Source organism: Xylophilus sp. Leaf220 (genome assembly GCF_001421705.1).
In the GTDB taxonomy this organism is placed as follows: Bacteria; Pseudomonadota; Gammaproteobacteria; order Burkholderiales; family Burkholderiaceae_C; genus Xylophilus.
Genome location: NZ_LMKO01000015.1, coordinates 18,278 through 31,606 on the forward strand (window position 1 = coordinate 18,278; position 13,329 = coordinate 31,606).

A 13,329-nucleotide genomic window follows, 5' to 3' on the forward strand; every position below is an offset into this window, starting at 1 on the left:
ATCGTTTTTTGTTCGCCTCAGATCCTGTGCTATGATCTAAGGCTCCGGCCCGGTAGCTCAGTTGGTAGAGCAGCGGATTGAAAATCCGCGTGTCGATGGTTCGATTCCGTCCCAGGCCACCATACATAGCAAGCCGCTACAGCTATCAAAGCTGTAGCGGCTTTTGCGTTTTGTTCCCGCGGTGGGAATTGATGGACCAGACAAGCAATTTTGGCTTGTTGCTTCCGTTGTCAATTGCCCATCAATGAGTTTTGGTTTCGAAAATGCCAAGTAGATCAACAACTTACGAGAGAAACCTTAGCCCTAAGCGCCAACGTTTGTCATTGTCATCAATGACTACGCCCAGAAGGGAACGTAGCGCATCTGGTTGCGAGCTGCGCCCACCTCATACGGCTTGATCAAGTCGGCATCAACGGCTTCTTTGATGTACCGCGAGACTGCAGCTTTGTTGCGCTCCTCTACGCCGAAACGAGCTCGCAGGGAACTATTGGTAAGTTGATCTCTAGATACATGTTTGAGGCACGCATGAAGGTAGCAGGCATGGATGCGATCACCCTTGTCCATCTCTGACAAGGCTTTGTGTGCATAGAGGACGACACGCGTATGGTGGTCCGTACTCTCTGCCGTTGGGGCAGGAAGTTGGTAGTTTTCGGTCTCCCAGACTACTTTGTCCCACCCTGAACCTCGCTCTTCGCATACGCCAAGACGTCTCAGTAAAGAGGCAAGAGTTTCGTTTCGAGAACGTGGAGGCGTATCGACAAAGCGGTTTGTATCTATAAGCGGCGATCCTGGATTCGTAATCTCAATCCGCTTGCTAAAGATCTCCACCATTGGGCCTGTGCCGTGCAGTGAAAAATCTTGGTGTATCAAAGCATTGGCAATAAGTTCTCTTACTGCTAGTTCCGGAAACATTGGGACTTTTCTACGCAGCGCCTGTCCAATAATTTCATTGGAGGGAATCAGTGAGTTGACGTAAGAAATCAGACCTTTAAAGCCTGACGCATACCCACGAAGACCAATCTGTTCTCGGGTTGTTTCGACTCGGTCATTTCCTGCGTATGAAATGACGCGCATAGCTTTGCGGGCGAGGCTTGGATAATCTTCCAAACGCGTGGCAAAAAGAATTGCACCTAGATTTGTGATGTTCCATCCGCCAGCATCACACGGGACAATTAAATTGTCTCCTTCTAATGCTTTGGCAATTCCTTCGTTTTGTTCAGGTACAACAAGCCCGCTAAGGTCAAAATAGCTTTTGTAGTCAAGTGATGAAAGAACCTGAGCCGTAGTTTGTCGTTCTGAAGCAATGCCAACTTCGAAAGGGGTAGTGTCAAAAATCCTCCACAATGTGCGTTCCCTTTCCGAAAAATCTTTTAGTTTCTTTTTATTTGATCCTATTCTAATAAATTCAGATCCGCTGAAAGAGACGGGGGTATTCTGAGCGCGTTCGATTGTTAAAACAACGACTGTTCTTCCTAAAATTTCTACGGTAGAAAAACTAAAGTTTATTTTTGGTGAGGTCATGCGGAGGAGCCAACTCTCTAGTTCCTCTGCCCCTTTTTTAGAACTGGCTGGCCTAAAGGTTGTGCCGACAATCGAATGATCCGCATTGGAAATTCCCCAGATCAGATAAGCAAAAGCTTTGCCGCAATAAGCTGCCGAGTTTGAGAGGGCCGAAATATACTCGCCAATTTCTGATGGATCTTCATTATTATGTTTGAACTCAAGCCATTCAAGTTCTTCTGGAAAGCCTCGCAGCTCATTAACGAGGCTTAAAAGGTATTCTTGCGATCTTAGTTTTTGCATCGAGAGATTGTGCAGCAAGCTGAGCAATTTTTCACTCAGATACCTTTTCGAACGGACGTTCGCGACCGGTCGTAAACCCTCGCCGTTGTTTTCGCGTCTGCATGCAACTCCGGCAGCGCCCCATACAGCGCTTTATGCTGCGTCGTGTAGTAAGCCCTTAAGTCGTGGAAGGTAAAGCGTCGCGCGACTACCTTGTCCTTCACCGCCGAGGCCATGGCACGTTGCCAGGTTGATGCGAAACCGCTGTCAGTGTATGGATTGCCGTCCCGTGTCGTGAAAACATGTACGCACCCATCCGGCCTATGCAATGCGCGGAGACGCCGCACCAGATTCTCCATCGCAGGCGTAATCACCACGTTTTCAGCCCGCTTCGATCCGCCGTGTTGTTTTGCTCGCATGAGCCGAATCACTCCAGCAGTGCTATCAATCTGCGGTAGGGTTAAATGCAGGAACTCCGTTCGGCGTGAGCCTGCTGCAGCAGCAAATTCCGCCATCATTGCTACCACTTCGCGCTGCGCGCCCTGCTTGGCTAGCCAGGTGATGAAGCATGACAGCTCGGCCGGTTCTGGTGCTTCTGTGCGTGGCCGCTCGAGGTTGCGCTTCACTTGCTTGCACGGATTGACGTCGATGTCGCCGCGCTCAACGGCCACGGTCATCAAGTTAGAGAGTAGAGCTATCTCTCGGTTGCCCCGGATGGGGGCATCGACGCGCTCGACACGCAGATAGCGTGCGATGTCGGCTGGCCGGATCATGCGGGCCGACACCTGGCCCATAACCTCCAACAATTTGACGCTGTACGCAGCGTAGTCAAGCTTTGTTCGCTCGCTGAGCCGGTGCCATTGAGGCATGGTCAGGTAGGTGCGCCAAAGCTCGGTTAACGTTCCGGCATCGCTGCTGGCGCCATTCAGATCCAGCACTGCCTGAATCGCTGCGCGCTTGTCTTGGCCAAGATTAATCGGCTTCCCGCCCAGGGGGTGATATCGGTAGGTGACCTTGTCGCTGCCCTTGTGAGGGCGTGCTTCCATTCGTGGTAGCAGGCCAAATCCTGATGCTCTATCGCGTGTTCGCCCCATTTACCTGCTCCAGTTAAAGCCATTTGATGCTGTTGTGTTGTCTTTGGAATTAAGGCGTTCTTCCAAAAGCTTTCTTCCCACGATCGGTAGTCCATCGGGACGTCTCGGGACGGTGCTCGGGTCGTTGATTCCGAGAATCTTGCAAATCCGACGTGTCTGCGCTGCGCGCTGGGTGACCGGCGCGCAAAGCGCGTCGATTTCGATTTCTGTGAGGAATGGAAATGTGCTCATCCAGGACCCTCAGGAGCAGGAAGAGCCTTGATCCGGAGCTCTTGCGCCGCCATATGCTGGATATGAAAAAACCGACCCGAACGCTCAAGGAACTGCAGGCGCTGCTGCGCGAACGATTCGAAGCTATACCCGAGCTGCGCGGCGTCCGCACCGACGTGGAAGATGGTGGCATTGCCTGGGTCGACTCCTCCGAAAGAGGTGGAGCGAACTGGACGGTGCGCCGCGTGCGGCCGCTCGACACTTACCGCGCCGACGTCGCGAGGATCATTCGGGAAGCTCAGGCGAAATATGAGTTGGACGCCGAGGCAACTGAGATTCCCGCAGATTGGTAAGCCGGTCATACTGGTTGCCTTACAGGACAAAAAATGGCCGTAACTTCCCAAAAGACCAAGGATGCGATCGACCAACCGGCGGACTTCTTCGAGTACTTCTTTCCTGATCCTGTGGACGCCCACGCGCGTGGTGGCCTGATCTTGGCCTTCGATTCGCTGCTGGACGTTGACAACTGGATGGAGGCGTACGGAGATGATGGTCCCGTAACGCTCCGCGCAGCGTTGAAGTTTGACGCCGTTAAAGACGAAAAGAGCCGCGGCATGGCGCAGCTTTGGCTCGAAGTCGAAGACCGTCGATTAGACGAATTGCGTAAAGAGGCCGAGATCAAGCAGGCGACTCGAGCTGCCGACGCGGCGGCAAGGGCTGCGAACTGGTCCAAGTGGGCTGCCATTGCTGCTGGAGCAGGTGCGGTGATCACCGCCGCTGCTGCGCTTTGGAACGCCATCACACCACCCCCTGTACCGCAAGTGCTGCTGCTTCCGGCCAACCTGAATTCGGCTGCACCAACGGTTGCGCTGCCCCCGACCCACTTAGAGATAGCACCGGCGCTAAACCCTCATCAATCCTCGTTGCAGCTGCAGCCTGCGCCGCGGTCCTCATCAGAGCCCGCCGCGCCTGACCGCACCGTCCGCCCCGCTCCCATCGCCCATTAAGGCGGTTGGTCGCATGGTGGTAGCTGGCGCCCCGGCGTTGGGTGCGATTCATCGCAGACCTCGCGCCGTGTGTCCGGCGATGACTGAGACGACTTTCCAATAGCAGGCCATCGGCGCTTTGTGAGTCCGCCATGCCTTCATAGAACGTTGTGTTGCATCGGCGCGCAGCTCCTGCAGCAGCTCGCGCAGCACACCCCTTACATCTGGCGATAGGCCTTGCAGCTTGGCAAAGGCGGGGAGTGCGGTCAGCGGGTTGCGAACGTCGACGCGACTGGACCGCGCTGGGCTGTCCTGAAGCTCATGCTCGGAAAATAGCATCGTCACAGCAGGTTCCCCTTCGACCACTGCTCGACCGCCACGCCCAGCGCGTGGTACCGCTCCAGGAACTCATCGCGCCACTCGGTCCAGTCCTTGTGCTCGCGCTTCAGGCTCTGCAGGTTGATCCAGTCGGCCGGCGGCACCACGCGGCCGGGCGTGTCCAGTACGTCCCAGGCGGGGTGCTTGTCGGCGCTCCAGGCCATCAGGTCGCGGCGCTCGGTGGCCAGCGCCACCAGGTCGATCTGGTGCAGCACCGGCCGGCAGCCAACGAAGACGTGGTGCACGCGGAAGTGCTTGCGCACCGCCAGGGCATGGGCGCCCTCGTAGTCGGCCCAGGCCGCGCCCAGCACCTGCTTGGCCGGGCTGCTGCAGTCGCCGGTGTAGGCCTCGTGGGCGTCGTGCAGCAGCGCTGCGCGCTGGACGGCCGGGGTGCACTGCATGCGCTCGGCGATGTCGGCGCACAGCAGGCTGTGCTCGGCCACGCTGTAGGGGCGGGTGGCGTGGCCAGTGAAGCGGTTGATCTGCGCCAGCGCGTGGGCGATGTCGTGCAGGTCGATGCGGTTGACCGTGCGGCCGATGCCGCCCAGGTGGTGCTGCTGGCCGGTGGCGGTTTGGATCCAGGTGCTCATGCCGCACCTCGGCAGAACAGGGCGTAGACACCATCCTCGGTGTCGTAGATCTCGACCAGCACCCAGCGATCACCTGTCGGCGGCGTGGGCGTCCACGCGGCGCAGCCCTCGCCCTTCTCGTGGCTGACCACGGCCGGGTGGTCCAGGTCGCAGTCGTTCTCCATGCAAACGAAGCGCGTCTCCAGCCCGAACACCATCAGCAGCGATCGAACGTTGATTCCTTCGTCGAGGATCGGCATGGCCGGGTGGGTCAGGTAGCCCTCGGCATCGCGTTGGGCCGGATGCGGACCCAGCAGCGCCGCCGCCAGGCCCTCCAGATTGGCCGCGATCGGCGTGTCGTGCAGCTCGATCGCGAAGCCGGTATGCGCGGCCAGGCTGAGCAGCTCCACGGCCAGGCGCTGGGCCGGCGGTGGGGTGGTGCCGGCGGGCGTGCGGGCCGCGTCGGTGCTTATGCGGACCAGCCCCGAGGGCGTGTCCTGGATGGTGAGGCGGACGGTGGTCATGCTGTCGTCGCTGGTTGTGCAGGCGCGGCCTGCGTGGGGTTGGCGGGTGCGGCGGCGTGCCGCGGTGGGGCGATGCGGGGCGTGCCGGCGACATAGCCGCGCAGCACGTCGTTGTGGGCGTGGATGTCGACCAGGTCGAGGTCTTGCAGCGTGGTGCCGCTCTTCAGCTCGGCGCGGTGGGCTTCGATGAAGGCGACGGCGTCTTCGCTCACGAACAGCGCTTCGATGTGCGCGCCGTACGAAAGCTCTCCGGTGCGCTCCACCAGCGCCGCCATGTAGGCGATCTGGTTCTTGTGCCGCACCTGGTAGACGGGGCGGCGCAGGTGCAGCTGCAGGCTGGTGGCGTTCATGGCGGTCGTCGGCACGGTCAGGCGCTGGCGTGAAAACGCGGCGGGTGGCAGGGCATCAGCAGTCCCTCTCTACCGCCGTCGAAGCGAAAGCCGGCAGGCCCTTTGTCGAGGCCGGGTGCGAACAGCACGCCCGGCAGGCGCGCGATGGCGTGCAGGTAGCCGGGCTGGAACCACTGGGTGCCGTACAGGGCGATCTGGTAGTGCGCCAGGTCGAAGCCGGTGCCCGAGCAGTCAATGCATGGCTCTTTCAGTTCGGGTGGCGAGGGGCTGTCGCCGGACCACGCGCGGCCGCTGCCCTCGCACGGGGCGCAGTCGTACTCATGGCGGTAGTGCTCGAACTTGTGGCGAGGGGCTGTCGCCGGACCACGCGCGGCCGCTGCCCTCGCACGGGGCGCAGTCGTACTCATGGCGGTAGTGCTCGAACTTGCCCTTGCCTGCGCAGCTGAGGCAGGCGTGCGTCTGCACGGTCAGCGTGCCCCAGCAGCGCGGGCAGGGGTTGACTGTCGGCAGCGCCTCCATCGGCGCGAAGCCGGCCTGGGGTGCTTTGTTGTACAGGGCGGCGACGGACGCGGTGGTGGGATGCTCCGGCGTGCGGCCGATAAGGCTGCCCATGCCGAACGCGGGCATGCGCACCATCCAGCAGCGGTTGGTGGCATAGGCGTAAGCACCGTCGCGCCACGGGCCTTCCAGCACCGAACCCTGGACGGTGACGGGCTCGCAGAAGCTGCCGAGGATCTCGCGGGGCATCATGGACGGCCCCCGGCGGCGATCAGCACCGATTCGTGGATGCGGCGCGGCGGCTGCACGGCGGATGGGTGCCGGGCCCGGGCGCTGGCGGCCTGGGCGTTGTCGGCCGCGTACTGCGACTGCAGGGCAGCGGCTTCGTCCGCCTGGGCCTGCATGCCGGCCAGCTCGTCCGGGCCGCCGTCGAGGTAGAGACCGCCGCAGCCCAGCAGTACAGCCAGCACCAGCACGATGGCGATCAGCGAAAAGTCCAGCGCGGGATTGTCGAGGCGGCGGCTCATCGGGTACCGCCGTTCAGGATGTGCTGTGGCTCGGCCAACAGGGCACGAACACCGACGCCCCACGTGCGCAGCATCTCCTTGCGCCCGTGGTGAAGGTGGGTGCGCTCAATCAGGGTGGCAATGTGCCCACGCGCCAAGGGCATGAAGCGCGCCCGGCTTTCCCCCAAAGCCAGAGCTGCTGCTGTGCGGCGGCCACGCTCGTCTACGCCGTGCCGGCAGTCCACATCGATGCCGGGATAAGCACTGAGCGCGCAGAACTGAGCGGTGCGGCCGCGGTTGGCCCGCCGCATCTTGCAGGCCATCAACGCCAGCGACAGATCGGCGACGCGGATGGTGGCGACACCGGCGCTCATGCTGCTGCCACCTCGACCCGCTCGACCGAGTGCACCGGCAGGCCGGTGACCTGGTGCGCGGCGATCTGGGCGTGGGTGCAGCTGGGCGCGCGCAGGCGGATCGTGCGCAGGGTGCCGGCAGCGGCGTGGGCTTCTACGTCTTCAGCCTGGATCCCGGGTTGAATCAGGTTTGCGCGGTAGCTGCGCAGGGGGGTGACATGCATCGTTCGCTCCAAACGCCGAAAACGGCGAGGAACGAAGTTTAGATAAGACTAAACTGATGTGTCAACGAAAAACTAAACTTTGGTCGAGATATTTCTAATCTAACCCACCGCGCCCGGCTTTTTCGCGCACGCGACCGATGATCGTGATGTGTTCATCTACCAAGTCGGGACCGACAATTTCCGGTTGGTATTCCGGGTTGTCTGAGTGCAGCACCAGCCCGCCGTCTAGTTTGCGGAAGAGCCGCTTGATGCGTAGCTCATCCCCGTACCTCAGAGCAAAAACCTGTCGGTCCTTCACCTCGGTCTCGGCCATGTTCACTAGCACGGTGTCATCGTCAAACAGGAGGGGCTCCATGCTTCTCCCACGCACTTGGAACCGGCGAACTTGTGCGGGATTCAGCCCCATTTGCCTGAACCAGGATCGGCGGTAGGTCGCGGGTAGGCTTTCCTCTATCTCCTCGTAGTGAGGAGTCACGCACCCATCGCCCGCACTGAAGCGCACTCGCGATTCCTTGATGAGCACTATCCCATCAGGGATTGCGTCGTCTGCGTCCAAAGCGATGATCGGACGTGCGCCCCAACTCTTCAAAACCTCGTCGCTGATGAAGCCCTGCTCGAAATACTGGTCCGGAAGTTCCAACTTCTCTGCGACGGATCGGGCAGCACGTTCGCCGAAGGCTTCGTCAGGATCCAGCATCTGGCTGACGCGCCCTTTCGATAAGCCTAGAGCTCGTGCGAACTCCGCCTGATTGCCGGCGTACTTCGGTGAGGCAACCAAGGCTGCGAGGCGCTGCTTACGGTGAGCGGTCATTGGTTCCATGTTGAGGAAAGCATAAACATTAAGGTATAGATAAAACTTGACCTGACATTTAGCTAGTTCTAAACTCAGCGTCCTATGAAGACGCTCACAGCTTGGCTTGGGGAAGAAAGGGGTCGCTCAACAGCGCTTGCGCGCTGTTTGGGCGTGTCTTTGGGTAGGGTCAGCCAGATGGCCGACGGCGGTGTACCACCCAAGTTCATGCTTGCCGTGAGGGATTTCACCGACGGTCAAGTAACCCTTGAGAGTTTGGTGACCTATCGGGGCTCTCGAAGTAAGCGGCCCGAGGAGGTCGTTCATGCGTGACACGACAACCGCTCGCGCGCCCTGGCCCTTCTCGCGCTCGGAGCCAGCCATGCCGCGCTTTACGTCTATGCCGTCGGGGGTGGGTTTGCAGGGGCTGGTGGAGCATGCACCCGACCGCTTTAGTGCGGCTGCCGAACTGCTCGCCGATGTGCCTGCCTCGGTCGCCTCCCTGCAGGCTTTCGAGGCCGATCCGTGGGACTCGGGATGGCACGCGGCCGAGCAGCTGGCCCGGGCGCGTGCTGCGGCATGGCTGGGCGTGCTGGCCGAGGCGCTTGCCCGCCAAGGCGTCGACGTTGCGGCGGCCGACGAAGGCGCATTCCTGCAGGTGCTGCAGAGCGCTGCCCCGCGGGTTGGGGCCCATGGCTGATCTGTGCGCCGAGGCCGGCCAGACTCTTTTTTCCCGCCTGCCGCCACACAAGCCGGCACGCCATTCGGTTGTTTCTCCATGGCTTCTCTGTCGCTGCGCGCGGGCAGGTGCGCAGTGTTGGGCATGCCGGGGCGGCAGACGGTTTTTCTTTTCGGCTCCCTCGTTCTCATGCCCGCAGTTTCTGCGCGGTGTGCTCTTAATTCAATAGCGTTTTTCGGGAAGACACGGATATGGATGGACATGACGCGCTGCGCCTCATGGTGCGGGACTACCCAGGCGGGGTGGAGGCGGTGGCGCTTCGGCTGGGCAAGCCGTGGCAGACGCTCGACAAGGAACTGCGCGCGGCGCCCGGCTACAAGCTGGGCATCCGCGAGGCGTGCGCGATCGGCCAGCTGTGCGCCGAAGCGGGCACCCCATCCGCTGCGGCCTACGCCACGAGCGTGGCCAGCCACTGCGGGGTGCACATCACCCTGGCGCCGGTTGAAGGCGCCTCGCCGATGGACGTGATGCACGGCGCCACCAACGTGATGCGCGAGGTGGCCGACGTGGTGGGCAAGGTGACCGAGGCCGGCCAGGACGACCACTAGCGATCCAGCAGCTGGTGGCGCACGTTGACGGCGTGGCGGCAGCGGCCGCGCGGAGGCGCTGAACATGGCCGGCGACTGGATCAAGATGCGGTCCGACCTGCAGACGCATCCGAAAGTTGTCCGCATCTTGTCCGCAATGCAGTGCGACAGGTTGCGGGTTGTGGGCGCATTGCATGCGGTCTGGTCGATCTTCGACGCACACACTGCGGACGGCATGTTGCACGGCTACACGCTGGAAGCGCTCGACGCGATGGTCGGCTGGCCCGGGTTTGCCGCCGAGATGGAGGCGGTGGGCTGGCTGGTATGCACGGACGATGGCCTTCTGGCGCCAGACTTCGCGGAGCACAACGGTGCGTCTGCGAAACGGCGCGGGCAGGAGACGAAGCGCAAGCAAGGCTCGCGCAAGGGCGCACCGACTCCGCGAACCGTCCCGCCCTTGTCCGCATCCGATGCGGACACTGTGCGGACCAGAGAAGAGAAGAGAAGAGAAGATGCACTCTCTCCCGAGAGTGCCGCAGGCGCGCCGGCGGATGGGCAGGCGAGCGCGACGACCCAGGCCGGGGAGGCATGCAAGGCCATGCGACAGGCAGGCATGGCCAGCGTCAACCCTTCGGACCCGCGGCTGCTGCAAGCGCTAGCGTCGGGCATCACGGTGGCGGAGTTGTCCGCATGCGCTGCGGACGCGGTGCAGGACGGCAAGCCGTTCGGATGGGCTATTGCTGCCGCCGTGGGCAGGCGCCGGGACGCCAGCCGCGTGGTGCCCATTGCCAGCGGTAGTGCCTTCCGGTTGAACCGCCAGGAGAGTCTTGAGGAATCTAACATGGCCGCAGCGCGTGCCTTTGTCGCGGAGATGAGCCATGCGTGAGCAAGACCTGCCCGAGTTCTCGGCATTGATCTCCGGTGTGATGGCCTACCACCGCCAGGCGGTGAGCGCCATGATCATCGGCGTATGGTGGCGTGCTTGCCAGCGGTGGACCTTGGAGCAGGTCCGCCATGCGATCGATGAGGTGACCACGGACCCCGAAGCCGGGAAGTACCCGCCAAAGATCGGTGACCTGACCCGGGTGCTGGAGGGCACGCGCACCGAGCGTGCGGCTCTGGCCTGGGGGAAGGTGCTGGAAGCGATGGGCGCCGTGGGCGCCTACACCGATGTGGTCTTCGATGACGCGGCGATTCACGCTGTGGTCGAGGACCTGGGCGGCTGGCCGAAGCTGTGCCGCACCGAGACGGCCGAGCTGGGCTATGTGCAGCACCGGTTCTGCGAAAGCCACAAGGCGTACGTCGGGCGAGGGGCGTTCGACTATCCGCGTCGGTTGGGCGGTGACCGCTCGCCCGATGACCAGTTCAAGCGCCGTGGCCTTCCTCCTCCGCTGCCTGCGCTTGTGGGTGATCCGGATGCCTGTGAGCGGGTGGCGGCTGGGGGCTGCAAAGAGGGTAAGACCCCTATCTCGTTCAAGGCGCTCGCCACGTTGGCATCGGCACAAGCCCCAGCGAGAGGGCTTCCAGGAGCCACTGGCCCTGCGCGTTTGGAACGCAAGAATTTGAAGGAAGAACAGCATGCTGCACGATGAACGCCGTGGGACCGATGAGGCCTACATCTCCGCCACTTCGGCGACCAACCTGCGCGTGGAGGCCGACCGACGCGGCGATGCCGATGTGCTGATCGCGGCCGGCTGGTCGATGGTGCAGCTGGGCAATGCGCTGCTGCGCCTGCATTCGGAGTTCGATGCGGTGGGGCGTCGGCGGGTGACGACGGCTGCCGACTTCGTGGCGGGCGTGCCTGCCCAGGTGAAGCGCCCGCGCGACCGGCAGGCAGCAGCGACTGCCGCGGCACATGAACACAACATGCGCGAGATGGTGCTGATGCTCGGCCGCTTGAAGTCGCTGCCGGCCGTGCAGGAGATGCTGTTGGCCCGCATGCGGCAGGCCCGGGTCGAGCAGGCAGAAGACAAGGCCGGGGCGATGATTCAGTGGTGGCTGTCGCCGGTATGCCCTGCATGCCACGGTACGAAGTTCCAGGTGCTGGCGGGCACCACCATCCAAACTGGCAAGCCGTGCCGCAGCTGCGGTGGGTCCGGACTGGCGAAGGTGCCGCACGGCGAGGAGGGGCGGCGGCTGGCGAACTGGATGGACGAGTGCACGAAGTACGCGCAGCACAGCATCAGAAATCGCTTGCGGACGATGCGACCTCGCGCTTAGACTCGCATCCGCCGACGGCAGAGGGTGCTTACCTTCTCGCACGGCAACTTTCTGTCGAACGTCCGCAACAACAGCCTGGCCTAGAGCCAGTAGCGATTGCGGTAGTCCTCGATAGAGAAGCTCGCCTCGGATTCTCGAAGCTCTAGCCATGTGGCCGCGGGGCTGACTGCAGAATACAAGTGCCCCATTCCCCCGGCGTGAGTTGTGCAGCGCGCATACGCAACGCCCCGACAAGACTGTTCGCTGTGGCTAATACCGGTGTGATCTCCAACTTGGCCAATGACAGCCTCGTTTACCCCACTCCTGGTACGACAGCACGGTTGGATGTCGGATCGGATGCTCTGTTCTCGGGCATCCCAGGATCGCAGCTCGTAAATGGTGAGATTCGCGTGCGTATCGCGACTGGAGCCTCTGCTTCCGACACTCTGGGGATTGCTTACGATCCGAGCTACGCCGTTGGCACAGCTAACCTGTATTCCCCTGGCTTGATCTATGTCAACACGGGTGTCGGCGGCTACCGCTTCGGCACCGTGGCTGGCGGAGGTGCTGGATCTGATTTGGTCGTAACCTACTGGAGTTCGTTTCCAGGTCAGCTTGATCCGGTGGCTGCAACACAGATCATTCTGCGCAGCTTGACCTTCCGCACGACCGCGCCGGGCACTCCAGACCGCACCTTTTCGGTGACCGTGACCGACTCGAACGGCGACACTACCGTGCCAGTGGTTTTCGGCGTCAACCACGCTTTTGCAGTAGCACCGGCCGCACCGGTAGTGCACAGCGTTCCGGGTGTAGAGGGAAGCGCATCGCTGCTCTTGGGCGCTGCCATCCTCGCCATGGCATTTATGAAGCTCCGTCGCCGCCGGTGATGTAGCGCCGCCGCTAGGCTGGTCACTCACCGGCCCTTCCCTTACCCCGCCCGCAGCGATGCCCGGCGGGTTTTTCGTTTGTGTGATCCATGCCCGTCGCTGCACCGCGTCCCTGTTCAAGCCCGGGATGCCGGCGGCTCGCCACGCAGGCCGGCCGGTGCTACCAGCACCAGCGCGAAGCCTGGACAAAGAAGCCCAAGGCCACGAAGCGCATCACCGGCCGCCGTCTGCAGGCGATGCGCGCATCGCTCTTCTCTCGCTCCCCCCTCTGTGTGCACTGCGACGCCCTCGGCCTGGTGGCCCTGGCGACGCAGCGCGATCACGTCATCCCGCTGGCCGAAGGCGGCAAGGACGACGAGACGAACGAGCAGGGGCTCTGCGATGCCTGCCACGAGGCCAAGAGCCTGTCCGAGGCGATCCGGGGGCGCCGCCGGTCGGCGTGACTGGGCGGTTTCGACAGGGGAGGGTGGGTCCAAAGTCCAGCACTCCCCGCTGGAAACCGTACGCCTAGCTGGAAATTTATGGGGAGTGAGAACTACCCCCCGGGGGTTTGAGGATGAGTCCTGATGACTGACAAAACCAACTTCGCCGCAGCGCTCCCCGCCGTCGGCGGATCCCGGGTGCTGTCGGGTCCGGGCGAGATCGTCTCGCCCAAACCGCCCAGCATGCTGGGCCTATCGGACGAAGAGCAGCAGCTCTACGACCATATCTGC

Annotated in this window: 20 protein-coding genes and 1 tRNA gene; 10 read left to right on the top strand and 11 right to left on the bottom strand. The window is 62.2% G+C overall.

From position 1 onward, the window contains the following. Positions 1-46 precede the first annotated feature (46 nt). Positions 47-122, top strand: a tRNA-Phe gene (locus tag ASE76_RS11730). A gap of 214 nt (positions 123-336) precedes the next feature. On the opposite strand, the gene ASE76_RS20010 is transcribed toward ASE76_RS11730, so the two are convergent. Together ASE76_RS20010 and ASE76_RS20015 are read right to left on the bottom strand one after the other, a co-directional pair. Then, positions 337-1,821, bottom strand: a complete 1,485-nt coding sequence (locus tag ASE76_RS20010; protein WP_236698417.1) for an ATP-binding protein — start codon at positions 1,819-1,821, stop codon at positions 337-339. Between the two features lie 17 nt (positions 1,822-1,838). Further along, positions 1,839-2,828: a tyrosine-type recombinase/integrase gene (locus ASE76_RS20015; protein WP_236698418.1), complete on the bottom strand. Its 990-nt coding sequence runs from the start codon at positions 2,826-2,828 to the stop codon at positions 1,839-1,841. Between the two features lie 332 nt (positions 2,829-3,160). On the opposite strand from ASE76_RS20015, the gene ASE76_RS11735 reads away from it, so the two are divergent. Then, a complete protein-coding gene (locus ASE76_RS11735; RefSeq protein WP_156362687.1) occupies positions 3,161-3,439 on the top strand; it encodes a hypothetical protein in 279 nt (92 codons plus the stop codon). 33 nt (positions 3,440-3,472) lie between these two features. Beyond that, positions 3,473-4,093, top strand: a complete 621-nt coding sequence (locus ASE76_RS20595) for a hypothetical protein (protein WP_156362689.1) — start codon at positions 3,473-3,475, stop codon at positions 4,091-4,093. Positions 4,094-4,413: 320 nt separating this feature from the next. Here the strand turns inward: ASE76_RS20595 and ASE76_RS11740 are convergent, their stop codons facing one another. From ASE76_RS11740 to ASE76_RS11775, 9 genes are all read right to left on the bottom strand, one after another. Then, the gene (locus ASE76_RS11740; protein WP_055839538.1) at positions 4,414-5,040 is read right to left on the bottom strand and encodes an HD domain-containing protein; all 627 of its coding nucleotides are present in this window, start codon (positions 5,038-5,040) and stop codon (positions 4,414-4,416) included. After that, positions 5,037-5,543 (bottom strand): hypothetical protein, encoded by a 507-nt coding sequence (locus tag ASE76_RS11745; RefSeq protein ID WP_055839541.1) that lies wholly within the window; start codon positions 5,541-5,543, stop codon positions 5,037-5,039. Before ASE76_RS11745 ends, ASE76_RS11740 begins: the two co-directional genes overlap by 4 nt. Next, complete coding sequence (locus ASE76_RS11750; protein WP_156362691.1) at positions 5,540-5,908, bottom strand: hypothetical protein; 369 nt, start codon at positions 5,906-5,908, stop codon at positions 5,540-5,542. The genes ASE76_RS11745 and ASE76_RS11750 overlap by 4 nt, the downstream gene beginning before the upstream one ends. A gap of 2 nt (positions 5,909-5,910) precedes the next feature. Beyond that, a complete protein-coding gene (locus tag ASE76_RS20600) occupies positions 5,911-6,300 on the bottom strand; it encodes a hypothetical protein (RefSeq protein ID WP_156362693.1) in 390 nt (129 codons plus the stop codon). Beyond that, entirely contained in the window at positions 6,212-6,643 is a 432-nt protein-coding gene (locus ASE76_RS11755) for a hypothetical protein (protein ID WP_055839547.1), read from the bottom strand. Before ASE76_RS11755 ends, ASE76_RS20600 begins: the two co-directional genes overlap by 89 nt. Then, complete coding sequence (locus ASE76_RS11760) at positions 6,640-6,918, bottom strand: hypothetical protein (protein WP_055839549.1); 279 nt, start codon at positions 6,916-6,918, stop codon at positions 6,640-6,642. Before ASE76_RS11760 ends, ASE76_RS11755 begins: the two co-directional genes overlap by 4 nt. Beyond that, positions 6,915-7,271: a hypothetical protein gene (locus tag ASE76_RS11765; RefSeq protein ID WP_055839553.1), complete on the bottom strand. Its 357-nt coding sequence runs from the start codon at positions 7,269-7,271 to the stop codon at positions 6,915-6,917. The genes ASE76_RS11760 and ASE76_RS11765 overlap by 4 nt, the downstream gene beginning before the upstream one ends. Further along, complete coding sequence (locus ASE76_RS11770) at positions 7,268-7,474, bottom strand: hypothetical protein (protein ID WP_055839555.1); 207 nt, start codon at positions 7,472-7,474, stop codon at positions 7,268-7,270. The genes ASE76_RS11765 and ASE76_RS11770 overlap by 4 nt, the downstream gene beginning before the upstream one ends. A 94-nt stretch (positions 7,475-7,568) precedes the next feature. Next, positions 7,569-8,294, bottom strand: coding sequence for a S24 family peptidase (locus ASE76_RS11775; protein ID WP_082448405.1), 726 nt, complete (start codon positions 8,292-8,294; stop codon positions 7,569-7,571). A 295-nt stretch (positions 8,295-8,589) separates the two neighbouring features. Between ASE76_RS11775 and ASE76_RS11780 the strand changes: the two genes are divergently transcribed. The 7 genes from ASE76_RS11780 to ASE76_RS11805 all read left to right on the top strand — a co-directional run bounded on the left by ASE76_RS11780 (position 8,590) and on the right by ASE76_RS11805 (position 13,059). Beyond that, positions 8,590-8,964, top strand: coding sequence for a hypothetical protein (locus ASE76_RS11780; protein ID WP_156362697.1), 375 nt, complete (start codon positions 8,590-8,592; stop codon positions 8,962-8,964). A 230-nt stretch (positions 8,965-9,194) separates the two neighbouring features. Beyond that, complete coding sequence (locus ASE76_RS11785; protein ID WP_055839559.1) at positions 9,195-9,551, top strand: phage regulatory CII family protein; 357 nt, start codon at positions 9,195-9,197, stop codon at positions 9,549-9,551. A gap of 64 nt (positions 9,552-9,615) precedes the next feature. After that, entirely contained in the window at positions 9,616-10,416 is an 801-nt protein-coding gene (locus ASE76_RS11790) for a hypothetical protein (RefSeq protein ID WP_055839562.1), read from the top strand. Continuing rightward, positions 10,409-11,122: a DUF6475 domain-containing protein gene (locus tag ASE76_RS11795; protein ID WP_055839565.1), complete on the top strand. Its 714-nt coding sequence runs from the start codon at positions 10,409-10,411 to the stop codon at positions 11,120-11,122. Before ASE76_RS11790 ends, ASE76_RS11795 begins: the two co-directional genes overlap by 8 nt. Next, positions 11,109-11,750, top strand: coding sequence for a hypothetical protein (locus ASE76_RS11800; protein ID WP_055839568.1), 642 nt, complete (start codon positions 11,109-11,111; stop codon positions 11,748-11,750). The genes ASE76_RS11795 and ASE76_RS11800 overlap by 14 nt, the downstream gene beginning before the upstream one ends. Positions 11,751-12,010: 260 nt before the next feature. After that, entirely contained in the window at positions 12,011-12,616 is a 606-nt protein-coding gene (locus tag ASE76_RS20610; protein WP_156362699.1) for a hypothetical protein, read from the top strand. A gap of 89 nt (positions 12,617-12,705) precedes the next feature. Continuing rightward, positions 12,706-13,059, top strand: a complete 354-nt coding sequence (locus ASE76_RS11805) for an HNH endonuclease (RefSeq protein ID WP_055839570.1) — start codon at positions 12,706-12,708, stop codon at positions 13,057-13,059. The last annotated feature ends 270 nt before the right edge of the window (positions 13,060-13,329 follow it).

Coding starts and splice junctions, on each gene's coding strand:
- ASE76_RS11790 (WP_055839562.1), top strand. CDS start 9,616: ATGGCCGGCGACTGGATCAAGATGCGGTCCGACCTGCAGACGCATCCG.
- ASE76_RS11770 (WP_055839555.1), bottom strand. CDS start 7,474: ATGCATGTCACCCCCCTGCGCAGCTACCGCGCAAACCTGATTCAACCC.
- ASE76_RS11785 (WP_055839559.1), top strand. CDS start 9,195: ATGGATGGACATGACGCGCTGCGCCTCATGGTGCGGGACTACCCAGGC.
- ASE76_RS11765 (WP_055839553.1), bottom strand. CDS start 7,271: ATGAGCGCCGGTGTCGCCACCATCCGCGTCGCCGATCTGTCGCTGGCG.
- ASE76_RS11775 (WP_082448405.1), bottom strand. CDS start 8,294: ATGGAACCAATGACCGCTCACCGTAAGCAGCGCCTCGCAGCCTTGGTT.
- ASE76_RS11760 (WP_055839549.1), bottom strand. CDS start 6,918: ATGAGCCGCCGCCTCGACAATCCCGCGCTGGACTTTTCGCTGATCGCC.
- ASE76_RS11805 (WP_055839570.1), top strand. CDS start 12,706: ATGCCCGTCGCTGCACCGCGTCCCTGTTCAAGCCCGGGATGCCGGCGG.
- ASE76_RS20015 (WP_236698418.1), bottom strand. CDS start 2,828: ATGGAAGCACGCCCTCACAAGGGCAGCGACAAGGTCACCTACCGATAT.
- ASE76_RS11735 (WP_156362687.1), top strand. CDS start 3,161: ATGCTGGATATGAAAAAACCGACCCGAACGCTCAAGGAACTGCAGGCG.
- ASE76_RS11780 (WP_156362697.1), top strand. CDS start 8,590: ATGCGTGACACGACAACCGCTCGCGCGCCCTGGCCCTTCTCGCGCTCG.
- ASE76_RS11800 (WP_055839568.1), top strand. CDS start 11,109: ATGCTGCACGATGAACGCCGTGGGACCGATGAGGCCTACATCTCCGCC.
- ASE76_RS20595 (WP_156362689.1), top strand. CDS start 3,473: ATGGCCGTAACTTCCCAAAAGACCAAGGATGCGATCGACCAACCGGCG.
- ASE76_RS11795 (WP_055839565.1), top strand. CDS start 10,409: ATGCGTGAGCAAGACCTGCCCGAGTTCTCGGCATTGATCTCCGGTGTG.
- ASE76_RS11755 (WP_055839547.1), bottom strand. CDS start 6,643: ATGATGCCCCGCGAGATCCTCGGCAGCTTCTGCGAGCCCGTCACCGTC.
- ASE76_RS11740 (WP_055839538.1), bottom strand. CDS start 5,040: ATGAGCACCTGGATCCAAACCGCCACCGGCCAGCAGCACCACCTGGGC.
- ASE76_RS20600 (WP_156362693.1), bottom strand. CDS start 6,300: ATGAGTACGACTGCGCCCCGTGCGAGGGCAGCGGCCGCGCGTGGTCCG.
- ASE76_RS11745 (WP_055839541.1), bottom strand. CDS start 5,543: ATGACCACCGTCCGCCTCACCATCCAGGACACGCCCTCGGGGCTGGTC.